We start from the raw sequence: 22,724 nt of genomic DNA on the forward strand, positions 1-22,724 counted from the left end.
AGAATTAGCCAAAAAGCTGGCAGAAATCATGTAGTTGTTAAATCCCGATAATTGGTAAAGTGAAGTAAAAACGCCGTACGGATTCTCTATCTGTACGGCGTTTATGTATATGTTTAATCGAAATCAAAAAAGTCTCCCAGGAAGCCCTTTCTCTTTTTCGGATACTGCCCCTGCTTTCTATACTTATCATCGTCATAATCGCGATATTGCTCCCGCTGCTCTCCACGGTACCCTGCCTCGTGTTGTGCAGACCGTTCAATGATTTTATCCAGTTCACCTTTGTCGAGCCAAACGCCACGGCATTGGGGACAATAATCGATCTCTACTCCCTGGCGATCACTCATTACAAGCGTTTCATTACAATTCGGACATTTCATAACTAAGCATTTTAATCTCTAACAAAATAGCAAATTCTGAGGAGAGCAGGTGGGCCCTAATTGTTAAAATTATCGTAACTCAGCTTAATTCCCATCTCCAGCCCGGTCAGCTCTGCCAGCCCTTTTAACCGCCCCGTCAGCGAGTAGCCGGGATATGTATCCCGCAGGAAATCAGGCCCTATTTTATGCCCATGGTCCGGCCGGACGGGGATATCGATGCGACCGGTGCCAGCGGTGCGCCGCCGTTGCTGTTCGGAAATAATACTTTTCATGACAGCGTACATGTTGGTGCTGCCCGCCAAGTGTTCTGCTTCGTAAAAACTGCCATCTGCCTCACGCTGTACGTTCCGCAAATGTAAAAAATGGATGTGTGGGCCAAGGCGCTCAATCATACCTGGCAGATCATTCTGCGGATGCGCGCCGAGGGAACCTGTACAAAAGGTAATGCCATTTGAAGGTGAGGGGCACATATGCACGATCGTTTGCAGGTCCGCTTCTGTACAAACGATCCTCGGCAAACCTAAAATTGGAAATGGCGGATCATCCGGGTGGATGCACATCTTAATACCCAATGCTTCCGCCTCGGGAATGATGGCACGCAGGAAATACTGCAGGTTAGCGCGAAGCTGCGCCGCGTCGATGTGTTTGTATCGCCGCAGGTGCGCTGCAAATTCGGCGACGGTAAATACTTCCGCGGTGCCGGGTAAGCCGGCAAGTATCGTATCGCGGAGGGTAGCTCGCTCCATGTCGTTCAGGCTGTCCAGGTACTGACGGGCAGCTTGCTGCTGTTGCGGCGTATAGTCGGCATGGGCGTTCTCGCGGTTCAAAATAAACAAGTCGAAAGCTGCCAGTGCCGGATAATGAAATCGCAGGGCAGATACGCCGTTTTGCAGGCGATAGTCGAGATGCGTGCGTGTCCAGTCCAGCACCGGCATAAAGTTATAGCAAACCGTATCGATATTGTGGCGGGCAAGATGGCGAAGGGTTTGTATATAGTTCGCGATCTGCAGCTCACGTTCAGGCGCGCCCGTGCGGATGGATTCATGTATGTTAACACTTTCCACCACGCTCCAGCGCATGCCATGCGACTGAATTTCCGTCTGCCGCTGTGCGATCATTTCCAGCGGCCAGATGTCGCCGCAAGGTACTTCATGCAGTGCCGTCACAATGCCGGTAGCACCGGTCTGACGGATATCTGCGAGGGTTACCGCATCGGACGGACCAAACCACCGAAACGTTTTTTCCAGGTCTTTTATCATTGGTTAGATGGATTTATAATGCCGGATTCGGGTATCGATCCGTAAAAAGGTTGTAACCCACCGAGGTCGATGATGATCCGGTCGAGTATCACCCCGGGATCTATCACGTATATCTTCAACTCGTGTGCGCCCGCAGTGAGTTGTTGCACCTCGAAAGTGCGGGTGATGGTATTACTTAAAACCGCCTGTTTCCACTCATTACTCCGCCCGAAGGTGCGGAAATTCATGATACGTAAAGGCCCGTTGTCGAGACTAACGGCGTATCTAACGCCTATGCTGTCGTTGACAGGGCATGTGGGCAATGTGCAGATATCGATCTTCGCATCGCGCGTTTCCGGTGACGTGAAATAATAACTTACAGAAGGCATCCGGCGGATGGTGTTTTCGGTCGTGTCTTTTATCGGCTGTTCAGATACCGCAGCCTGTAAGGAAGCGCCATAAGCACCTAACCCCATCAAGGGCTGCCATCCTCTTGAATCATCGTCACGTTGCTGGTAATGTAAGGGGTTGATGGCAACATAACCCTTATCGCCGCTATGGCCGGCGAAATTAACGGGCGCAGCGGGCCTGCGGGCCGTCACCTTTACCTGATGAGTGCTGCCGCCAGCCTTTATGGTGACGTAGCCATCGAATGCTGCAGTTTTGGGAGCAACCTTCCAATCTACGTTTATCCATATACGTTTTTGACTGGATAATCCATGTGGGGTCAGTCGACCGCTGGTCAATGACGGCCGTATCCAGCTGGCTGAAGGCGCGATCGTAAAATCCAGTTGTTTACTCGCAGTAAGATAAACGTCGAGAAACACCGGTTGCCCGTCAACCGCGCTTAGTATGGGTAGTGCGTCAGCCTGACCACCTTCTGCTTTCACCTGCCAGGCGCTGGTCGTGTTTGCTGTGACCTCCGTGCGCGCTGGTGGATCGAACACAGGCAGTTTTCTTGGCGCCATGGACATCATATGCGCCCACTTGCCGTTGCTTAAAACCCGGTTGTAATAGTCCGTTTCGGCAACAATGCCTTTATACGCGGTGCTGGCCAGCGAGTCGTACCAACCGGCCACTACTCTTCCCTGCTGACCATAGAGGGCGGCCTTGTCCTGGTAAAGAAATTTCTGATTAATGAGCGATGCACATTTCACCGGGTAGTATACCAGCTGAAAAAAACAATCCTGCGTTTGCGTGGGCATGCGTTTCCGAAGCGCCTCAACTCCTTTCTGAATAGCCTGGTATTCATCCAGCCGGCGTTGTGCCTGGTCGCCATAGAATTGATGATTGTACGCGGTACGGCCCGTTTTAGTGGTGGGTTCTGTCTGGCTCCATCCCATGAACTCGGGGCGGCGTTCAAACGCCAGGTCGTAATATTTCCATAACAGGCCTGCAATGGTATCAGCATGCGCTTCACCGGTATTTTGCGCCACCCAGTTACGGAGATGCACTTTTGCGTAACGGCTGTCGAGGAACGGCTGAATATTGTAAGCCGCATCCAGGAAGCTTGTCATATTGTATTCGATCGACTTGATATCGCCTACGTTCACTACCCATATTTTACGGCTGCCTAACCTGTAAGCCTTTGTCATTTCCTCCTGCATCAGGGAAGGATGGGTAGATGGCAACCACAGGTAGTCGTGCGGCCTGCCCCAGTATGAGGCATGATAATATACCCCTGAACCACCCTGGCGCTGACGTTCCCTGCCGTTATTCAATCGCTGGATATAACCGTAGTTATCGTCGGGCCAGATGATCGTTACATCGTCGGGCACTTTTACCCCGGCGTCGTACACTTCCAGTACTTCTTTGTAAACGGTGAACGCCTGCGGAACGCGGGAGATGTCGGGGTTCACATATTGCTGCAACATCTTCCGCTGCGACTGAAAAATGCGTTCGAGCAGCGGTACTGTTTCGGCCACGGTTTTCACCCCTTCGATCCCCGAATCGTGCACACCGCGCATACCCACGGTGTAGATAGCATCCAGCTTACTGCTCTGTTTTACACGCGCCTCCCAGTATCGGTCTACCGCCGACTGATTGGTTACGTAATTAAAGTCACCCATGGTTTTCTTGTCCCATTCGCGGGTATTGGTGCGCAACATGGGCTCCGCATGGCTCGACCCCACTACGATGTGATAAGCCGCTGCGGTTTCCACGTTGCCGGGCACGCTGTAAAAGGCCCGGGTGCATTCATGCATAGCGGGCCATATCATATTAGCTTTAAGGCGCAGGAGCAGCTCGAAGATTTTTGCATACGTTTTGGGTCCGATGTCACCCAGTTCCGGTTCGAATGTTTTGGCAGACCATGGCTGTAGTCCCCAATCTTCATCATTCAGAAAGATACCGCGGTATTGAACAGAAGGCGGTGCCGAGAGGAAAGGAGCTATGTTAAGCGACAACCTTGCCTGTTTACGCGGGATTGCATCTGCCCACCAATACCAGGGACTAACACCTATCCTTGCAGATATGTCAAACACCCCATAAGCCGTACCGCGAACATCGCTGCCCGCGATTACCAGTGCCTGCGACACGCCGGGAAAAGGTTGCGCTACCACCTGCAATGTATAACGTTCCCACTGGCCCTGCAGACTGTCGGCATACTGAAGTGGTACACCCTGCTGGTTACCGATGAGAATAATATTTCCTTTGGCCTTTGCGATATCCGTCCCTACGAACGGTTTATAACCCGTCACCCGCTGTATATCTGCTGCCAGCAAATGAGCGGTGATCGAATCGAGTTGAGTGGCGCCGGCGCTGTAATAGATGCTCACTTTCCTGCCGGGCGTAACCAGGTCGAAATCCGTAGCGCGGACAGAAGCAGGCAACAGGCAGGCACAAATAATGGCGAAGAAAAATAATCGCATAGCTTGTCGTAATTATAAAAGAGCCGGTCACCCGGCTCTCAAATTTATCAGTTATATCCGTCGTTTTGATCAAGTACCGCATCTTTATTACGCTCAATTTCATCCGCTGGTATAGGCCAGAGGTTGTAAGTGGTGGTAATGTCGCTGTAATACGGATTGAAGCGCTTCACGCGGTCATACCGCAATCCCAGGCGGGTAAGTGTCAGCATTCTTTTTTCCTCGACACCCAGCTCACGCATCCGCTCATCCAGTATGTAATCGATATTTACAGCGGCTTCCTGTACACCGGTGGCGTTCGACCGGCTTCGCACGGCGTTCAGGTCGAGTACCGCGTTCCCGGGCTGGTTGAGTTTCATATAGGCTTCAGCGCGGATGAGGTACGTTTCTGCGAGGCGGAACATATATTGATCGGTGTAGGTACCGCCGGCCGTAGCTTTCAGTAAGCCGGTAGTTGCATTTTGTATGAGGTTGGCCGGGTGCTGACCAGGCGTGGTACTTTTAGCCTGATACGCGTAAAAGCCCCTGGAAGGCACCGTAATACCCGGCGGCGGCGCACTCGTATTGATCGGCTGCCCGTTCAGCGGTGAAGCCGGGTTATTAGCCGTGAACACCCGCACGAAGTTGATGTTCGCATTGCGGATATCGTTATTGAAATCGCTTTGCCAGATGTCGTCGCTGAAATGTTTGGTAGATACGGCCCAGCCGATACCGCGGCCACCCGAACTGTTGCTCACCGGCCACAGGAAAGGATTTCTGCCATTGGACAACAGTGATCCCACGTACGGCGCATGATGCCGTTCAAGCAGGTAACTGCCCGCCTGCGCGGTTGACACGGCGCTGCCGCCCGGGATGTCGGTCTCCATCTGTATCACCCACAAACCTTCTGTATTGCCCGACTTGCGGTTTTGGTTGCCGGGTTGGAACAAATCCCAGTACACGTTGCCCGCGGCATTGTTAGCACCGGTACCAAACCTGTTCTTCATCAATCCCACATTGGCATTGCTGATTACGGCGGTGGCGGCGTCTACGGCATTCTGATTTTCTCCGGCTGCCAGGTATACTTCCGCCAGCAGGTGGCCTGCTGCCTGGGCGCTGATCTCGCCATCGAGCACAGTATTGATCGCGGGCAGACCGGCTACTGCATCTTTCAGGTCGGCTATACATTGCGCATACACCTCTGCACGGGTGGCGCGCACGTAGTCGGTTTTAGGCGTCGTTACATCTTCGAGCGACAACGGCACACCGCCAAAAAGGTAACCCAGTGTGCGGTAACCAAACGCCCTGAAGAATTTCGCTTTCGCAATCAGCAAAGTCTTTTGTGCATCCGTCAGCGAAGCTCCCGGGGTTCTGCTGATGATCGTATTGGCCTGTGCCACTATTTTGTAAAGTGTAGACCAATGCGTGAGCGGCACGTTATTACCGCCGGATGGTGCGAAAGTAGCTACGAGATTTGTATGGCGACGGGTGTTCGGCTGCCCGTCAAACACCAGGTCGGTGCTGTACAGGTAGTCGAATGGATAATTTTCATCGCGGGTATAAAACTCCATCCGCACCACGCGGTACAGATCATTGACCGCCGCATTAAAGTCGGCGTAGGTAACAAGACCGTTAGAGGAGCTGAGGAATGATACAGGCTTTTCGTCCAGGAAATCTTTGCTGCACGAAACGCTCGCCAGCATCATCCCCGACAATATATATTTAAATGCTTTGTTCATCGTTATCGGATTTAAAGGGTGATGTTTACGCCAACTGAATAACCTTTCAGCAAAGGCCTGCCATTCGGATTAAGGCCGCCATTCGTGATCTCCGGATCCCAGCCTTTCCATTTCGTCAACGTCACCAGGTTCTTGCCACTGGCGTAAACGTTTAAATTCTGGATGCCTGCTTTTTTGATGATTTTTGATGGCAGGTTGTACGACAAGGTAATGTCCTGCAACCGCACAAAACTGCGGCTTTCATTGATGCCGGGCACGATGGTCGGTGCAGCGCCCGTAAACAACGGGTACGGACTATTTGGATGCGAGGGCGTCCAGTATTGAATACCGGCGATACCACCGTTGCGGATATTCACATCACTCCTGCCGATGGATGGTGTATTGCCGGCCAGGTAACCATTTCTTCCTCCCTGGATGGAGTTGACGAGAAACGTAAGCGTGATGTCTTTATACTGCATCCGGTTCATTACACTAAAGCGGTAGGCTGGCTCAGCAGTACCCACCACATAGCGATCGAGGTTGTTCACATTGCCATCTTTGTTATAATCGACTACGCGATAAGTACCGGGAAAATAACCTGCGGGAATCTCATCTCCCAGCTGATAAATACCTGCGGTTTGGTAACCATATATCGCACCAATCGGCTGACCGATGAACAGGTTGCTCGCAATCAGGTCGCCGCCGCCCAGCAGGTCCAGCACTTCACTTTTGTTGCGGGAGAAGTTGAAAGTCGTATTCCACGAGAAGTCTTTGCCAATGATGTTTTTCGAGTTCAATGTTAACTCGAAACCTTTGTTACCGATACGCCCTACGTTGGTGTTGATCGTTGAATAACCTGTAATGTTGGGAATCTGGACAGAGAACAGCAAGTCATTTGTTTCGCGGTTGTAATAATCGAACGTGCCGGTAATGCGGTCGCGCAATACGCCAAAGTCAATCCCGAAGTTGGTTTCTGTTGTGCGCTCCCATTTCAGGTTTGGATTAGCCAGCGTGGAGATGTATTGCCCGAACACGGTAGATCCGCCATCACCAAAAACATAAGCGGGTTGGGAAGATATCTGATCCAATGAAAAATAACGTTGCGTCTGATTACCGGCAATGCCATATCCTGCGCGTAATTTCAGGTAGTTGAGGAAGTTTATGCCTTTCATGAAATTTTCCTCAGAGAGAATCCATCCCGCAGAAAAAGAAGGGAAAGTACCCCATTTGTTATTGGCTGCGAAACCGGAAAAGCCATCGCGCCTTACAGTCGCTGTTAACAGATAGCGGCCGTTATACGTATAGTTCAACCTGCCCATGTAATAGTTGAGCGATTCCTCATACCCATCGGACGTAGTTCGCTGGGTGGTTGCGAGCGACAGGTTATTGTAGCCGAGGGTAATGTTACTGAAGCCGATGCCCGTAGCCGTAGTGGTTTCATATTTTCGCTGGATAGCGCCATACACCGCCGTGGCGAGGATGTTATGTTTGCCGAAATTACCGGTATAGGTAAGAATATTATCCAACGTGTAATCGTAATAACTTTCGTTGGTTTTATAAGCCTCCCCGGTTTGTCCGCCGCCATACTTACTGGCAAAATAACGTTTATCCTGCCGGCCATTGTTACCGAAATTTACGCGGTAAGTCAACCCTTTCAGGAACGGAAAATTAACTTCCGCATACACATTGCCGAACAGGTAATTGTGCCGCTCGTAGTCATCCACATCATACGTCAGGAACGGGCTTGGATCTACCGAGTTGAAAGGGAAAGGATTATAGCTGCCATCAGCATTGTAAGGCGTCAGCAATGGCGACATCTGGAAGATAGCCGTGAGCCTTGGCTCTGCACCATCTGCATTCACGAATGATCCAAACGTTTGCGCGCCGATCTTCAACCAGTCGGTAGCCTGACTTTCCAGGTTTATGCGAAGTGATGTTCTTTTAAACAAGTCATTGATAATAAAACCCGATTGGTTTGTATAGGCCCCCGAGATGAGGTAATTCACTTTATCGGTAGCCCCGGAAATGCTGATCTGGTTATCATTGATGAAACCGTTTTTTGTAGCTGCATCATACCAGTTGAAATTTGTCGGCACCAGTTCGTTACCATTACGCATGGTCAGATCCACTACGTTAGCGAGATTGAAAGCCGGGTTGGGCTCTGTATACGTGGGTGCCAGGTAGGCCTGGTCCCAATGCAGGTCGCGCACCTTGTTCAGGTATTCTTCGCGGTTAAGCGGGCGGATGTTCCCGGAGGGGTTTTGCGTGGTGTATGAAGTGGAAAGATTGATTCTTGGTTTACCGTTTGCGTTACCTCTGCGGCTCGTAATCAGCAGCACCCCATTGGCCGCCTGCGCCCCATATACCGCGGTAGAGCTGGCATCTTTTAACACATCGATAGAAGCAATATCATCGGGGTTAATAGAAGAAAGTGAGTTGTTGTATTGCACCCCATCCAGGATGATCAGCACATTCTGGTTACCGCTAATAGTGTTTTGTCCGCGTACGGAGATCGACGGCGTTGAACCGGCCGAAGTAACCGGCCCGACATTGAGGCCGGGCACATTACCCTGCAGCGACTGGATGATATTTGTATTAGGCGCATCCCTCACAGCATCCAGATTGGCACTGGCGACCGCGCCGGTCACGTAAGCCTTTTTCTGTTTACCGTAACCTACCGCCACCACGTTCACCTGGCTAAGTTGCTGGCGATTGGGTTGGAGGATTACGTTGAGTGGTCCGCTGCCGGTAACTGCCACTTCTTTGGGTTCGTATCCTACATAAGAAAAGATAAGGGCATTGTTTGCACCGCTGGCCGAGAGACTGAAAGCCCCTTGTGCATCCGTAACTGTACCGATGTTGGTATTTTTAAGTTTTACGCTTACGCCGATAATGTATTCACCCGTGGAGTCTTTTACCGTACCTGCTATTTTTTGCTGCGCGGTGGCCGCCAGTGACACCAGCACCAGCAGCAACGTTACACCACTGATAAATGGTATAGGAGGACACTTGTATCTGCAGGATAACGCCCGCAATGACCGTTGTGGAAATTTTTTCATAACGCAATTGAATTGATGGAGTAAACTTCTATGCTTATGGACTAAAAGTAGAAAAAATAACAACCGGTTGTTATTCTTCTTTGAAATTTGTTTTGATCTGGTGAATATTTACCCGTCAACTCAAGCCTGTATATATTTAAATATGTGCACTGTTTGAAAGTACAGGTTAAAATACCACCAGCATAAAAGGGAATCAGCAATTAACAACCGATTGTTAAAAAAAGTCCTATTTTGCACAGGTGAATATATCGGCAGCATTGAGTACATTCGACTGCCGCTTATTAGAACTTCCGTTATGAAAGGCAAAGAGATCACGATTTACGATATCGCCACCAAACTTGGATTATCCCCTTCGACTGTCAGCCGTGGACTGAAAGGACATTATACCGTTAGCCAGAAAACGCAACGTAAAATCGCCAGCACGGCCGAATCGATGGGGTATCGCTTTAACACCTTCGCGGCCAGCCTGCGAAGCAGCAGGACCAACACCATTGGCGTAGTAGTGCCGCGACTAAACAGCTATTTCATGTCGCAGGTAATTGCCGGTATTGAAAAGGTACTGAGCGAGGCGGGTTACAACCTGCTGATCAGCCAAAGCCTGGAAGATGTGAACAAGGAAATCAGGAATGTGAAAACTATGTTCAACAGTCGTGTAGACGCGCTGCTCGTATCCCTGGCGAGCGACACGAAAGAGTTGTCACACTTCGACGTATTTACCGAACGGGGTGTACCGTTGTTATTCTTCGACCGCATTCCCGGGAAACATACCGCACCGGCCATCTCGATCGACAATGAGCAGGCGGCCTACGAGGTAACGAAACACCTTATTCAACAAGGCGCAAAAACTATCATCCATATTACCGGCAACCAGCTTCGTAACGTATACGCCGATCGTCTGAAAGGCTACAAAAGAGCGCTATCTGCCGCCAAACTGAAATTCTCCCCGGATCATGTGATCATCAACGACCTGAGCGAAACTTCGGGCATAGCGGCGGCAGCGAAGCTAAAAGCCTTGAAAGCAGATGCTGTTTTTGTAGCGAACGACAGCTGCGCCGCCAGCTGCATGAAAGAAGCGAAACGCCTCGGCTTACGCGTTCCGGACGACGTCATGTTTGCCGGATTTAATAACGATATGATTTCCCGTAACGTAGAGCCCGCGTTGACTACCGTCGACTACCCCGGCATTGAAATGGGCGAACTCGCCGCCAGGAACCTGCTGGCGCACCTCGACGAACGCATCGACCTGAACCTGATGAAGGATATTTTGTTGAAAACCAGGCTGCTGGTGCGGGAATCGAGCAGCAAAAGCTGATTTTTGCCCAAACAACGCTACCTTTGCTGCTTGCAACTCAACACCAATCTTACCGACATAGCTGCCATCGCGCAGGAAAAGGATGCAGAAAATCTCGCGTTCAGGAACTTTCTTAAGTCACGGCCATCCGACGAAATAGACCAGCTGGTGCAAACGCTCGACCAGGAAATTACGCCACGGGTGGATTGCACGGCCTGTGGCAACTGCTGCAACTCCCTCATGGTACAGGTACTGCCGTACGAACTCACACGACTCGCCACGCACCTGGACCAACCTGAAAATGAAGTAAAAGCACGTTATATAGAAACTGGTTCTAACGATAGCATGATGCTCATGAACCAGATTCCCTGCCACTTTTTGAAGAACAAATGCTGCACGATATATGAGCAGCGGTTCGAGGACTGCAGGGTATTTCCCGGCTTACATCTGCCGCAGTTCACGAACCGCCTGTTTTCGATGTTTGCGCATTATGACCGGTGCCCGATTATTTTTAACGTGATGGAGGAGATGAAAGGCAGGTTGGGGTTTGTTTAATTGATTAATCAGTTCAATACAGGAAGGCAGTATAGAAGACCGTATCAATGAAAAATAGGGTATTAGAATTGACAATTACATTTTCATCGTGAATATCTTCCAGGATAATTCCGAGTTCTTTGTTGTAGTAATTATTTGTCTTCACGCCATTCCTCATTTTGTTTTCGAAGCCATTAAACGAAAGCAATCTATTAACATCTGAAAGATCAACCGCATCGTCAGAAGTAACAAAAGGCTGTCGTAGCACAGCATAAAGCACCGCTTCTATATGGGTAAATCCAGTAAGGCTATAGGCTGTATTGGGGAAGAGTAGATTATGAATCAGGATACTATTTAAGAACTCCAGCCAGGTAGCATAATAGATGCCGTCATTATACTTTATAACACTTTTGCTGGACCCATCGAAATAAACACTCGCTTCACCACCACGGGCCAGAAATTTAAGCGGGTCAGGAGCTCCTGTAATCCAAAGACCAAATTCCTTCGCGAACTGCGTTAGGCATTCGGCCTGCTCTTTTTTGATGATTGCTTTACTTTCGAAATCTGTTTTAACCGTTGTACTTGTGCTAAAGCGTCGGCATAAGAAATTTCGGGCTGCTGTGCAATGATCCGCTGTCCCCTCAATGACAGCTCCTTTAACGATATCTTCAAGTTTGCTTCTGGAATCATTGGTATTCATTTGGAGCAAATATAACGAATTTAGGTTAAATGTTATTTTGAGTTAAGCCACGCCACCTTCTGCTCCGCAACATGCGGCGCAGACAAAACAGCGCCGTACAGTTCGGGCCGCCTGGCCTTGATGTAACGACGCCCTCCGGCACTGACGAGCTTTTCGGGAGTAAGGGTGGCAATGGCGATAGCGTCCTCCAACTCACGACATTCGGCGATCACATCTCCAAAAGGATCAAGGATCATGGAACAACCGTTCTTCAATTGATCATCATCCATACCGATAGGGTTCGCAAATACGGCATAGATACCGTTATCGTAAGCGCGGGCAGGCAGCCATTTCATGAGCCAGCTACGACCTTTTAACCCGTCGAACTCGGCACGCAATGATGTAGGGTTCTCGTTGCGCTGATGCCACAACATGGGATCTACAAAGCCGGCACCGGGGCGTGGGGATGGAGTACACATGGTGACGTGAGGCATGAAGATGATATCTGCACCTAGCAAGGTGGTGGCGCGAACGTTTTCGATGATGTTATTGTCATAACAGATCAGGATGCCGCACTTCCAGCCTAACAGCTCAAATACAACATATTTATCTCCGGGAGTCAGATGTGGATTGATGAAGGGATGCAGTTTGCGGTATTTGGCGAGCAGACCGGTTTTATCCACGCATACATAAGCTTTATACAGCTTACCATCATCGCCAGCCTCGAACAAGCCGGCCAGGATGGCGATGTCCAGCTCAGAAGCGATGTGGATCAGCGCCTGGATGCTGGGGCCATCGGGAATAGGTTCGGCTACGGCGGCCAGCTGCGACCTGTCGAGGTGGCGAGCGAAGGTGTAGCCGGTAATGGAGCATTCGTGAAAAGCAACAGCCTGTGCGCCACGCGCTTTGGCGGCGGCGGCTAAATCACGGATCCTGCCCAGGTTGTAGACTTTATCATTACTCTTATTTTCAAATTGCGCGGTAGCGATTTTTATGGGGTGCATCTTTTTTTACCGCAAAGTTAGAGACGGCTTACGCGGGCATATTGTAAAAAACCGACAAAATTATAACTGCAGGAAATTGAGCGCAAGCGGGTTCGTAATGGATTGGTATTGCTGTGGGGTAATACCGGTATATTTTTTAAAGGATTTGATATAATGCGCCTGGTCATAGTACCCACCGTCATAAGCTAATCCGGCAAAACCTTCCTTCCGGCAGGCTTGCACCTGTTTGGCAGCGATAGTCATTCGCACCACATCGGCAAAACGTTTCGGGCCAATGCCTACGCTTGTTTTAAACCGTCGTTCGAGGGTACGCTCGGTTACGGAAAGCTCCTGCAATAAGCCTTTGATAGTAACAATGCCAGATGCATCCGTAATTAACTTTACAGCGCCCACCACCAATGCATCATTCGTTGTTTGATGACGCAGCTCGTTCAGCAGAAAATTATTGAGCAAAGCGATACGGGCATCTATGGAAGATGCGTGTTGCAGTTGCTGAACGAGTGGTTGTAAACGATTTCCAAAGAAGTTTTCCGCAGGAAAAAAGTAGTCGTGCCATTCGGTAGCGGGCACGCGCCAGAAGTGGTTCGCTCCGTACGGTTGAAAAACGACGACAATCCAATTGATCTTACCCGTCAGGCGAAGATCGTAAAAAGTATTCACCTGTCCGTACAGCCAGGTATCGCAGGGGTTTAACTGCCCGCCAATCAAGGCCTCCCCAAGATTAAAGACCAGCCCCGTATTACCATCTGCGAATACGCGGTGCATACGGTCCACCAACGGGGGCCCGGTAAGCAACAGGTAATGTTTTACCAGGTGTGCGAGTGATGGATGGGGATGAATCTGCATGTGATTATTCTTTTACGGCCACTTTGCCATCCCAGCGAAACACTTCGCGGGAGTGCGTAATCTTCGATTTTGAATTTCCATTCTTATCGGTCTCTTCCAGCACCTCTTCCTCTTCAATTGTTTTTACAATCTTCCCGGGCTGACCTCCTTTCTCTGAAGGAAAGAACAACCTTTCTGTATAATAATATACATCGGCATCGCCTACTTCCGCCTTACCGGGCAAGGCAAGTAACCCGGTGCCCGTCCAACCGAAATAGTAGTAATTCGTAGGAATGCCGCACGCCTCGCCACTAAAGCATATCCGAAAGATTTGCTGAAGACTGTCGAGCCCCATCGGACCTAGTACTTTGCCTTCGCAAAAGCTAAGTGATTCGTTGGACAACAGTTGCCACCTCCTGGCCGCGACGACGTTGGTTACACTATCTATCACCATTGCCTTGGCGAAATATGTTCCAGGCATGTCTTTATCTTTGTCAGGGATACAACGATCTATACCAAAGAGAAAACGTTTCCCTTCACGCGAATAGGCACCTATAGCCAGCAACCCTTTCCAGATATAGGCTTCGGTTGCGCTACCGTTTTCGTTGATGCGAACCCGTGCCCATTTCGTTTTAAAACCGCGTATTTGCTGGGCCGCCGCATCTTCTAAAAATGTTAGCCTGGCACCCGCGGTGAGCGTGCGAACAATTTTACCGGTAGTAGCAGGCTGGTCACGTAGGTAGGCGGTATCGGCCAGTACGGTCACCGTTTCGCCAGGCTGCGTGCTATTGTACACCCAAAGCCCCGGGTCTTCATCCTGTGCGAAAGCGCCAATGCTACTAATTAATAGTAATGCTGATAGTATAAACCGATGCCACATACGTCGTTATTTGAATCTAAATGCAAGATAATGATTTAAGCTGCTCGTAAAATAGATAGCCCCGTCCAACATGGCGAACGGGGCTCGATTACTAACAATAACGGGGACTAAAACGGAAGAAAGGGCGGCTACTGTTCGGGGCTCTTCGGAGCTTCTTTGTCCCGAAGTTTCGCATCCCTCGTATTCTTTTGAACCGCAATGGAGGAAAACAAGCTAAGTGCGAACGACATAGCATAGAAACCTTTTTCACTCCTGTCGAGGGTGGCGTTCCATAGGCCGACGGTCAGCAATAGAATGGACAAGAGGGTACTGAACCAGGCCAGCCCATAGTAAATATTGGTCACGGGAATGCCTTCCAGCTGGTCGCGCACGGCCTTTTGTACCGACACGGCGGAGAACAGGCCGAACATCAATACGGTGAAGTAATATCCCTTTTCATTCAGTTGCATGTCAGCGTTCCAGAGGCCGATATTAAAGGCGATCATACCAATAAACAAAGCGGCCCAGGAGGCGGCGACGAAGGCGGCGGATGGCTGTTGAATCTGTTTCTGTTCCATATAGGTTTAATTATGGAAACAAAGCTATCACCGGGCGGCGGCAACTTTTTTGACATTAGTCAAATCCGGCTATTACAATTGTTAAAACCGGCTGCGCACGCGGCTTAAGGTTTCCTGGGAAATGCCCAGGTAGGAGGCAATATAACCTAATGGCGCTTTTTCGAGGATGTGCGGCGCGTCATTCAGCAGCTGCTCGTACCGCTCCGCCGCCGTTTTAAAATGGGCATTCACAAAACGTTCTTCCAGGCGGATGTAATACTTTTCATAAGCGATGCGCACCAGCCGTTCCAGCTCGCGATGCTCGTCCATCAACGCACTTAAAGCTTCTTTCGAGATGCCCCATAACACGGCGCCTTCCATCAGCTGAATGTTTTCAACCGTAGGTTGACCGGTTATAAAGCTATGGAACGAAGTTACGAAGTCGTTCTCGAACCCAAACCAATGCGTAACTTCTTTGCCTTCGAGGTTGTAATAACCACGGAGACTGCCGGCTTCGACAAAGTATAGGTGACGACAAACGCGTCCTTCGGTGATGAGCATTTCGTTTTTGGGCAGCACCACTTGGGTGACGGCGGCCTGCAGGGCGTTACTGGCTTCTTCGCCGATGTGATGGATGTTCGTAAGTTGTTCCAGCAGCTGTTTCATGCTGTAAAATAATACAGATTTGCTTATTGGGGCAAGGATAGCAGCGATTCATCGGCTTGCACCAATATGCGCTGATAATACGGCGCGTGCTCATCTATGGCAGCCAGCAGGCCAAGGTAGCGGATTTTATGCATATCGGCTAATAACGCGGGGTGCTGCATTTTGCGTAGCAATGGTTCAAAATCATTTACCGCCAATGGTTTACCAGCAGTCCGTTCCAGCAAATCCATGAAGTGCTCGGCTTCCAGCTGCGCTTCTGTAAACAGGAAACCGCCGGCTAACAGTGGCTTACAACATGCGTCGAAATAATCATAGAAAGCGGGGTATTCGCTGATGTGCTGCCTGTTTCGCAAAAGCGCCCACGCCATCACGGTGCGGTAAATGTCTTCCGGCTGATAGGTCTTGGCCAGCTCATAATATACCGAACTCCAGGTAGGCTCCCAACTGTTTACCCGCGCGCCGTTCTTTATGCCGAGCCAGCGCATCCATCCTACATCGCCGGAGCGTTGCTGCGTTTTTTGTGCGGAGGAATGAACAGCGCCGAAGCCCTGGGTAAGAATAAGATCAGGTTTGATGGCGTTCACCAGGCTAGTCATCTCGTCGAAGGGGGCAATCGTATCGTGCCGGCTGCCTATCATATGCATCGTTTTAGCTTGATGCTGCAACGTAACCTGTACCAACGAGCCGCCCGTCCTTACCGGCTGCCATTCGCCGAATACCGGCGGCACCCGCTTTGGGCTATTTTCCACCTGGCGGATGATTCCGGCAGCAACGGTCCTACAGAGACACCATGCGAACTGCCCGCCTGTACAAACACGCGGTCATACTTTTCCAGCTGCTGTTTTAGTACGGCAATTAATTGGGCATCGCGTGCGTACTGTACGGTGTGAAATATGCTTAAGAAACGTGGCGACTCATGATTTTTCCACAATTGCCTGGCGAAGTCTTTGCCGGATTTTTCCACCAACCGCTCACCGAAGAAGGACTGGTAGGCCTTTCTGAAATAAGCCATTTCCTTTTGTTCCGGCGTAAACGTCCAGCCGCCGGCTTCCATATTATTCACCTGTTCGCGGTAGTATTCTTCAAACTCCTGGATATCCAACTGCGCAAACAATCCATTCTGAAAAGCGACCATCGTCACCATCAACTCATCCGGTTTAAAAGAAGACAACGCGCAGTAGTAAGGCATGTTCCAAGAAAAGTCCCAGGTATACACCGGTATCTGCTTCGTATAGCCAATATAGCGGCAGAAGCCCGCATCCAGTAAATTGCCGGCGGCCTCGCGGGCAGTGGCGGCGATGGGCTGCAATCGCTCCACGAGTATTACTTCGGGTTTGAACTTTTCGACTTGCTCCTTTATTTGGGAAAACATCGGGTTATCGGGATCATTGATGTGCCAGGTGCCCATCAGCACCACTTCTTTCTATTTACCTTTGAACCGCCGGATGCCGATGTCTTCAGACGTCTCTTTACGATCTGCCCAATGTCGTTTTAATGACTGATACATCGCCGTCGGCTCCGGGCATTGGGCATGAGCAAACAGACAGGCCAACAAACTGATAAACGAACCTATTATTTTCTTCATCTTGATAAGGGATAACTATCACGAATATATACTTTTAGCCTCACATTTCAGTACTACTACGGAAGCGCCGATCAACCCACCACTATAACTTTGCTACCCGGAAATCATTCTTAAAAACACAACCCCACACTGTAACATGAAAAGTATATCCGCGTACCTGGTGGCCGCATTGCTCACGTTTACCGCCTGCTCGAAGCCGGACAGCGAATCAGATCCCAACCCCATTCCCGGTACGGGCAAGGTGACCGAAGCTGGCGCGCCCGACGAAGACACAAAGGCCGAAAAAGTCATCGGCACTGCGGGCGGAACGCTTACCAGCAATGACGGTGAGATCACGATCGACATCCCCGCCGGCGCATTGGCGGCCAATCAAACTGTAAGCATTCAACGCATCACCAATAAAAACCCAATGGGTTTGCGGAAAGCTTATCGCCTGCTGCCGCATGGTGTTCAGTTCACCAAGCCTGTAAATATTACTTTCGATTACTCGGATGAAGATATTACCGGCACCATCCCCGAGGCACTGGGCATTGCTTACCAGGACGACAAAGGCATCTGGCAGGCAATCGGCAGTACTACATTGGACAAAGACGAACAGACGATCTCGGTAAAAACGACGCACTTCTCCGATTGGTCTTTTTTTGAAAGCTTTGTTATGAAAGCCTCTGCAACCTTTGTTGATCCCGGTACTACGGTGCAACTGGAAATTGAATCTGACGCCAATATTATGGGACCGCTTCAAAATGATGAACGCCCGATCGGCGAACGGCATTCCATGTCGGCCGAATTTGTTAAAGGCTGGAAACTGGCTGGCGCGGGCACACTCACGCCTAACAAGGAGAAAGCCACTTACAAGGCACCTGCTACTGTACCGACCGCACCTAACCCGGTAGCCGTATCTGCCGAAATAAAACTCAACAAGCCCGGTCTTTTCCTTGTACTTACGCATATCACAATTGCTGATGACGGAGAAATTTCTGTACGCGTAAACGGCGGCGCATGGATCACGCAGAAAGCAACGGCTGCTACTAAATTCGGTGACAACTATTACGGCGTGGCCGATGGAGATGGTGATGAAACGGGCCGTTACATTTTTATCCGCTGGACGGGCGGCGTAGGCACTACACCTTTTAAATCTCCCAAAGTGAATTACGGCACACATTCTCACTACCAGGTGAATGGCAACACTTACATTTGCTCTTATGTACAGGGAGAGGAACTGGTAGCCAGCGGTGGTGGCGTAACCATTACCAGCATGGGTGAAAAAGGTGGTTTCATTGAAGGTACAGCCGATATCAACCCGGCAGGTTATGGCCCTAAAATGGAGCCGGTAGCACGTGTAGAAGCGAAGTTTAAAGTACGCAGGTATTGGTAGGCAACACGTAATTATCATATAAAAGGCGGCATCTCATAGATCAACGCGACGCTTCATTTCTTTTATCGTCGCCATAGCAACTGCTGCAGCCACAAAAGCAAAGGGCGCCTCATGCATGATGAGACGCCCTTTTTGTTTTTTCTTGGGGTATGATCAACCTGGGATCACTTTCAAATAATGGGAGCTATTTGTGTCTAGTCAATTAAGTCCAGTTCTTTCAGCATCGCTGCCGCTTCTATCGCCATTGCGCCGCTCAGTTGGGTACTCAGGTCGGTGGTGGTGGCAATCGCGTTCCATTTGGAGTTGAAGATCACTGCCGGACGGGAAGTACCCTGTAACCAAAGCGTTTCCGCATTGATCCGCAGGAAGTTCGCGAACTTGGTTTTATCGGCAGCGCTCAGGTTACCATCGGTGATCAGCAGCAGCAGGTTACGAACCAGGATGCCTTTGAACAGGCCACCGTCTCCACCGCCTTCATCTTTCATGATGTTGCCGGATGTAAAGTCGCCTGTTAGTGAATTATTGGCTGTTCTCAATGCGTCGTTCATGTACACTACATCGCCGGTAAGTTTATACAACTCAACACCCGCACCGATGTGTACACCCTGGTTGTAAGTGAACTTCCAGGCTTTGTTGGTGCCCGTGCCGTCCAGTCCATCCCAAACCAAACCAGTTACAGGATCTACGAGGTTCACTTTCTGCCATTGGTAGATTTTCTTTGCCCAGTCCAGGTCAGCGGGGTCGCGGTTCAGCTGGTACATACGTGAAGCGATGATGCTTGCAGGCGCATTGGCCGGGGTGTTTTTGTTTGCCCGGTCTTTGTTCCAGTAGATACCGCCACCCCATCTATCATCCCATCCGCCTTTAATGTCGTTCCAGAGCAATTGAGCGGTGGTTTTGTAATTGTTGTCGCTGGTTACTTCGTACGCACGGATGCAGGCCAGGGCCATCCATTCCATATCATCATAAAAATGATTGATATAGGTGTTGCCATTCTGCGTTCTCATGCCAGCCAGCAAATCGTCCATCCGTTGTTTGATCTGCGGATCGTTGTTCTTGCGGATGTAAGCGTCTATCAGCACGTCCAGTGCATGGGCATTACGCCAGTAGTGAAAGGTTGTTTTGCCTGCATTGTTCTCGTTATAGTACTTACCCGATGCATTGTAAAAGTTAGCGATCAGGGAATTGTATGACGAATCGGCAATCAGTGGCCAGTTATAAACGTAAGTCTCTTTACCGGCGCCCGGGCCCGGACCGTCATCCACCGGCTCCTTTAAACAGGAGCTGAAGGAAACGGCGGCCAGCATGGCAACGGATATTTGTTTCAGGTATTTGTGCATAGCCGTTTATTTTACGATGATTTCATGTGTGTAATTCTTGTCTGCCTTGAAGTACACGTTTACGTCATTAGGCTTCGTATCTACCGCCGCTTTAAATTTAAAGGAGTTCTGCCAGCGATCGTTTGATACAGAACGGAGTTCCCAGAAAGAAAGCGCTGTAGCATCTGTAGGACGTTGGTTGTCCGCATTGGCGCTACCCCACCATTCTTCACCAGGCGTACCATTGTTCACCACGTTCATACGCAGTTTGTAACGCTCGTCACGCCCCCATGACTCCTGGCGGAATGTGATTACCTGGTTAGTAATGCTCCAGGTACCGTTGCCCACGTAAGGAATTTCGAACAGGAATTTGTTATCCGGTGCAAACCACAGACCAATTGTTCCCAGTTCGGTAGCTGTAGCAGTGGCATTGTTAAAGTCCAGGCGGATGCGGTACACTTTAGTACCGGTCTGCGTGTTCTCTCCACCTTCTTTCAGCAGACCAGCGTCCATGGAGAAGTAGTTTGGCGTACCGGTGTTACGGTCAGCAAAGCGGTATTTACCGTCTTTCAAACGCGTGTAGACCTCGAACACACCAGCGGTAGTCGCTTTCATTTTCAGCGCGCTGCCTAAAGTAGCGCCAACCTCTGTTGCATCACCGGTGAGGAATACATCCACCGGAATTTCTGCAAAACCGTTCGGCCTTTCCACTTCAATTGTGCGGGTTTCTTTTGCCTGCTGGATGTTGAAGCCTTTAGATGCATTTACTGTCCATTTGATTTTGCCGGTACCCAGTGCTGCAATACCTGCTTTGCCCGCCAGGCTGTTCAGGTCTTTGTGCGAAAGGGTGAGTTTATTCTGGATACCACCACCGTCGGAAGCCATCTTACCGATCGGGTTAGAGAAGTCGCCGTCTGTTTTATCGAATACTACTTCGTACAGTACGAGCGAGCCGTCCTGTGCGCGAGCCTGGTCCCATTCGAAAGAAAGGGCGGCGCTGGTCGCAGGCTGCAGTTTGGTGAATTTATCGTTTACAGGTGCCGTGAGTCTTTCCACGGGTTCCATGTTTACATTCAGTTCGTAGTCATCTTTACAACCGGTCACAATAGCGGCCAGGCATAATGTTAAAGCAGTGATATATTTTTTCATAACCGAGATAATTTAAGGTAGATGGATTATTGCCAATCGTCGTTTTGGCCAAGGTTTTTGTTCTGATCGCGTTCGAAAGTAGGTACAGGCCACAGGTAGTGCTTCGGATCGATGAACCGGCGCGTTTCTACGATGATGTAACCTTTATCGTCTTTGTTAAACGCACCTGAAGTCACTTTAATACCGCGAACAGGCTTGTTCAACACGGTAGCAGCGATCTTCCAGCGACGGATGTCGAATGCGCGGGTGCCTTCAAATGCCAGTTCAGCTCTTCTCTCCCTTTTCACAATGTCCAGCAGTTGCGCCTGGGTAGCCGCAGCAGGAAACTCTGTAGCAGCAGCATCGGTAAACTTGGCACGGATGCGCAGTGCCCGGATGGTCCTGTCCCAGGTGTTTTTATCCATTACCTGTGTTTGAGCCATGGCTTCAGCATACATCAGCAGCACGTCCGCATAACGGATCAGCGGCAGGTTGAGGCCGGAGTTGTAGTTCTGCGCGGTCATATCTGCAAACTTGCGGAAGTAGTAACCAGTTGGTGATGCACCCTGGTCATCCACGCTGTTGGTAGCAGGATTAGAACCTGGCAGCGTGAGGATCGTTTGTGTTTTGCCTTCCATATCTACGAACGTGGAGTTGTGGTAGATGATGGTCTGCGCCAGACGAGGATCCCTGTTAGCATACGGATTGTTCTCATCGTAACCGGAACCGGCTTCGCTGATCGCACGGCCGTTGGTCATAATGTAATCATCCACCAGATCCTGCGTAGGCACCAAAGTAGCCCTCAACAGGGAAACGGTCTGCGGCAGGAAGCTACGCTGCGTGCTGTAAAGACGACCACCGCCGTATTGCAGGTCCAGGATCACTTCATTATTGAACTCGTTGGATACTTTGAACAGATCAGGATAGTTGGCTACCAGCCCGTAAGTACCGTTGGCGGAGTTGCCGAGCAGCAGCTCACACTCTTTCTTCACCTCTGGCCATTCGCCGGTAAACATGCGGATACGGGCAGTTAGCGCAATGGCAGCACCACGGGTAATGCGACCACGGTCTTTTTCCGCATACTCAGTATTCGTTGGCAAATCGGCACGAATCTCGTTCAGCTCTTTAAAGATAAATTCAAGGATGGTCGCTTTGCTCGTGCGGCCAATTGTTTTCGCCTCGTCGATGGTGATCAGGTTGGTGTAGAAAGGCACATCACCAAACCAGTTTACCAGCTGGAAGTAAGAGTACGCGCGGATGAAACGGGCTTCTGCCACGATGCGCTTTTTCAGTGCAGGATCAATTACCGGTACACGATCGATGTTAGTGGTAACGATGTTACACTTACGGATCGCCCTGAAGCGATAGCCCCATTCGTCGTTTACACGTGCATTGGCCTGGTCGTAGCTGCCGCCTGCGATCAGCGACACGCCGTTAAAACCGGTACCGGATACAAATGCATTGTCGCTGAGGGCTTCGTTGCCAAAGAAATGGTAATCGCTCGACATATTCTCATAGCAGCTGGCGAGCGCGTCCAGCGCATCCTGGCTATCTCGCCAGTAAGCTTCGTCGGTGAACTCACGCGTGTTGGGCTGGTCCAGTTTACGGCAGCCGAACAAAAGCGCGGAACAACATATGATCAGAAATACTTTCTTCATAATAAT

Annotated in this window: 20 protein-coding genes; 3 read left to right on the forward strand and 17 right to left on the reverse strand. The window is 50.1% G+C overall.

What is annotated here, in order from left to right; genetic code table 11:
* Positions 1-113: 113 nt before the first annotated feature.
* The 5 genes from MKQ68_RS16470 to MKQ68_RS16490 are packed head-to-tail and all read right to left on the reverse strand — an operon-like array spanning position 114 to position 9,238.
* Complete coding sequence (locus MKQ68_RS16470; protein WP_264280067.1) at positions 114-377, reverse strand: TFIIB-type zinc ribbon-containing protein; 264 nt, start codon at positions 375-377, stop codon at positions 114-116.
* 56 nt (positions 378-433) lie between these two features.
* Positions 434-1,636: a mannonate dehydratase gene (uxuA, locus tag MKQ68_RS16475; RefSeq protein WP_264280068.1), complete on the reverse strand. Its 1,203-nt coding sequence runs from the start codon at positions 1,634-1,636 to the stop codon at positions 434-436.
* Complete coding sequence (locus MKQ68_RS16480) at positions 1,633-4,485, reverse strand: glycosyl hydrolase 115 family protein (RefSeq protein ID WP_264280069.1); 2,853 nt, start codon at positions 4,483-4,485, stop codon at positions 1,633-1,635. Before MKQ68_RS16480 ends, uxuA begins: the two co-directional genes overlap by 4 nt.
* A gap of 47 nt (positions 4,486-4,532) precedes the next feature.
* Complete coding sequence (locus tag MKQ68_RS16485) at positions 4,533-6,200, reverse strand: RagB/SusD family nutrient uptake outer membrane protein (RefSeq protein ID WP_264280070.1); 1,668 nt, start codon at positions 6,198-6,200, stop codon at positions 4,533-4,535.
* 11 nt (positions 6,201-6,211) lie between these two features.
* On the reverse strand, positions 6,212-9,238 hold the full coding sequence (locus MKQ68_RS16490; protein ID WP_264280071.1) for a SusC/RagA family TonB-linked outer membrane protein: 3,027 nt from the start codon (positions 9,236-9,238) through the stop codon (positions 6,212-6,214).
* Between the two features lie 295 nt (positions 9,239-9,533).
* On the opposite strand from MKQ68_RS16490, the gene MKQ68_RS16495 reads away from it, so the two are divergent.
* Positions 9,534-10,550 carry a LacI family DNA-binding transcriptional regulator gene (locus MKQ68_RS16495; RefSeq protein ID WP_264280072.1) on the forward strand — a complete coding sequence of 339 codons (1,017 nt, stop codon included), beginning with the start codon at positions 9,534-9,536 and terminating at the stop codon, positions 10,548-10,550.
* Positions 10,551-10,553: 3 nt separating this feature from the next.
* A complete protein-coding gene (locus MKQ68_RS16500; protein WP_244840614.1) occupies positions 10,554-11,084 on the forward strand; it encodes a YkgJ family cysteine cluster protein in 531 nt (176 codons plus the stop codon).
* 13 nt (positions 11,085-11,097) lie between these two features.
* Here MKQ68_RS16500 and MKQ68_RS16505 read toward each other — a convergent pair whose 3' ends face one another.
* From MKQ68_RS16505 to MKQ68_RS16545, 9 genes are all read right to left on the reverse strand, one after another.
* A complete protein-coding gene (locus MKQ68_RS16505; RefSeq protein WP_264280073.1) occupies positions 11,098-11,763 on the reverse strand; it encodes a putative polyvalent protein kinase domain-containing protein in 666 nt (221 codons plus the stop codon).
* A gap of 32 nt (positions 11,764-11,795) precedes the next feature.
* Positions 11,796-12,746, reverse strand: a complete 951-nt coding sequence (locus MKQ68_RS16510; RefSeq protein ID WP_244840616.1) for a nitrilase family protein — start codon at positions 12,744-12,746, stop codon at positions 11,796-11,798.
* Between the two features lie 60 nt (positions 12,747-12,806).
* The gene (locus MKQ68_RS16515; protein WP_264280074.1) at positions 12,807-13,592 is read right to left on the reverse strand and encodes an AraC family transcriptional regulator; all 786 of its coding nucleotides are present in this window, start codon (positions 13,590-13,592) and stop codon (positions 12,807-12,809) included.
* A gap of 4 nt (positions 13,593-13,596) precedes the next feature.
* Complete coding sequence (locus MKQ68_RS16520; protein WP_264280075.1) at positions 13,597-14,451, reverse strand: SH3 domain-containing protein; 855 nt, start codon at positions 14,449-14,451, stop codon at positions 13,597-13,599.
* A 128-nt stretch (positions 14,452-14,579) separates the two neighbouring features.
* A complete protein-coding gene (gene yiaA, locus MKQ68_RS16525; protein WP_244840625.1) occupies positions 14,580-15,008 on the reverse strand; it encodes an inner membrane protein YiaA in 429 nt (142 codons plus the stop codon).
* A gap of 81 nt (positions 15,009-15,089) precedes the next feature.
* Positions 15,090-15,653, reverse strand: coding sequence for a Crp/Fnr family transcriptional regulator (locus tag MKQ68_RS16530; protein WP_264280076.1), 564 nt, complete (start codon positions 15,651-15,653; stop codon positions 15,090-15,092).
* 23 nt (positions 15,654-15,676) lie between these two features.
* Positions 15,677-16,291, reverse strand: coding sequence for a hypothetical protein (locus MKQ68_RS16535; RefSeq protein WP_264280077.1), 615 nt, complete (start codon positions 16,289-16,291; stop codon positions 15,677-15,679).
* Between the two features lie 56 nt (positions 16,292-16,347).
* The gene (locus MKQ68_RS16540) at positions 16,348-17,061 is read right to left on the reverse strand and encodes a hypothetical protein (protein ID WP_264280078.1); all 714 of its coding nucleotides are present in this window, start codon (positions 17,059-17,061) and stop codon (positions 16,348-16,350) included.
* A 15-nt stretch (positions 17,062-17,076) separates the two neighbouring features.
* Positions 17,077-17,238: a hypothetical protein gene (locus MKQ68_RS16545; protein WP_264280079.1), complete on the reverse strand. Its 162-nt coding sequence runs from the start codon at positions 17,236-17,238 to the stop codon at positions 17,077-17,079.
* Positions 17,239-17,374: 136 nt separating this feature from the next.
* Between MKQ68_RS16545 and MKQ68_RS16550 the strand changes: the two genes are divergently transcribed.
* Positions 17,375-18,613, forward strand: a complete 1,239-nt coding sequence (locus MKQ68_RS16550) for a hypothetical protein (protein WP_264280080.1) — start codon at positions 17,375-17,377, stop codon at positions 18,611-18,613.
* Between the two features lie 194 nt (positions 18,614-18,807).
* On the opposite strand, the gene MKQ68_RS16555 is transcribed toward MKQ68_RS16550, so the two are convergent.
* Genes MKQ68_RS16555 through MKQ68_RS16565 form a run of 3 tightly spaced genes read right to left on the reverse strand, consistent with a single transcriptional unit; the run spans position 18,808 to position 22,718 of the window.
* Positions 18,808-19,953: a glycoside hydrolase family 76 protein gene (locus MKQ68_RS16555; protein WP_264280081.1), complete on the reverse strand. Its 1,146-nt coding sequence runs from the start codon at positions 19,951-19,953 to the stop codon at positions 18,808-18,810.
* A gap of 6 nt (positions 19,954-19,959) precedes the next feature.
* A complete protein-coding gene (locus tag MKQ68_RS16560) occupies positions 19,960-21,081 on the reverse strand; it encodes a SusE domain-containing protein (protein ID WP_264280082.1) in 1,122 nt (373 codons plus the stop codon).
* 26 nt (positions 21,082-21,107) lie between these two features.
* Positions 21,108-22,718 (reverse strand): RagB/SusD family nutrient uptake outer membrane protein, encoded by a 1,611-nt coding sequence (locus MKQ68_RS16565; RefSeq protein WP_264280083.1) that lies wholly within the window; start codon positions 22,716-22,718, stop codon positions 21,108-21,110.
* Between the last annotated feature and the right edge of the window lie 6 nt (positions 22,719-22,724).

Source organism: Chitinophaga horti (assembly GCF_022867795.2).
Lineage (GTDB): Bacteria > Bacteroidota > Bacteroidia > Chitinophagales > Chitinophagaceae > Chitinophaga > Chitinophaga horti.

Coding starts and splice junctions, on each gene's coding strand:
- MKQ68_RS16470 (WP_264280067.1), bottom strand. CDS start 377: ATGAAATGTCCGAATTGTAATGAAACGCTTGTAATGAGTGATCGCCAG.
- uxuA (WP_264280068.1), bottom strand. CDS start 1,636: ATGATAAAAGACCTGGAAAAAACGTTTCGGTGGTTTGGTCCGTCCGAT.
- MKQ68_RS16480 (WP_264280069.1), bottom strand. CDS start 4,485: ATGCGATTATTTTTCTTCGCCATTATTTGTGCCTGCCTGTTGCCTGCT.
- MKQ68_RS16485 (WP_264280070.1), bottom strand. CDS start 6,200: ATGAACAAAGCATTTAAATATATATTGTCGGGGATGATGCTGGCGAGC.
- MKQ68_RS16490 (WP_264280071.1), bottom strand. CDS start 9,238: ATGAAAAAATTTCCACAACGGTCATTGCGGGCGTTATCCTGCAGATAC.
- MKQ68_RS16495 (WP_264280072.1), top strand. CDS start 9,534: ATGAAAGGCAAAGAGATCACGATTTACGATATCGCCACCAAACTTGGA.
- MKQ68_RS16505 (WP_264280073.1), bottom strand. CDS start 11,763: ATGAATACCAATGATTCCAGAAGCAAACTTGAAGATATCGTTAAAGGA.
- MKQ68_RS16510 (WP_244840616.1), bottom strand. CDS start 12,746: ATGCACCCCATAAAAATCGCTACCGCGCAATTTGAAAATAAGAGTAAT.
- MKQ68_RS16515 (WP_264280074.1), bottom strand. CDS start 13,592: ATGCAGATTCATCCCCATCCATCACTCGCACACCTGGTAAAACATTAC.
- MKQ68_RS16520 (WP_264280075.1), bottom strand. CDS start 14,451: ATGTGGCATCGGTTTATACTATCAGCATTACTATTAATTAGTAGCATT.
- yiaA (WP_244840625.1), bottom strand. CDS start 15,008: ATGGAACAGAAACAGATTCAACAGCCATCCGCCGCCTTCGTCGCCGCC.
- MKQ68_RS16530 (WP_264280076.1), bottom strand. CDS start 15,653: ATGAAACAGCTGCTGGAACAACTTACGAACATCCATCACATCGGCGAA.
- MKQ68_RS16535 (WP_264280077.1), bottom strand. CDS start 16,291: ATGATAGGCAGCCGGCACGATACGATTGCCCCCTTCGACGAGATGACT.
- MKQ68_RS16540 (WP_264280078.1), bottom strand. CDS start 17,061: ATGGGCACCTGGCACATCAATGATCCCGATAACCCGATGTTTTCCCAA.
- MKQ68_RS16545 (WP_264280079.1), bottom strand. CDS start 17,238: ATGAAGAAAATAATAGGTTCGTTTATCAGTTTGTTGGCCTGTCTGTTT.
- MKQ68_RS16550 (WP_264280080.1), top strand. CDS start 17,375: ATGAAAAGTATATCCGCGTACCTGGTGGCCGCATTGCTCACGTTTACC.
- MKQ68_RS16555 (WP_264280081.1), bottom strand. CDS start 19,953: ATGCACAAATACCTGAAACAAATATCCGTTGCCATGCTGGCCGCCGTT.
- MKQ68_RS16560 (WP_264280082.1), bottom strand. CDS start 21,081: ATGAAAAAATATATCACTGCTTTAACATTATGCCTGGCCGCTATTGTG.
- MKQ68_RS16565 (WP_264280083.1), bottom strand. CDS start 22,718: ATGAAGAAAGTATTTCTGATCATATGTTGTTCCGCGCTTTTGTTCGGC.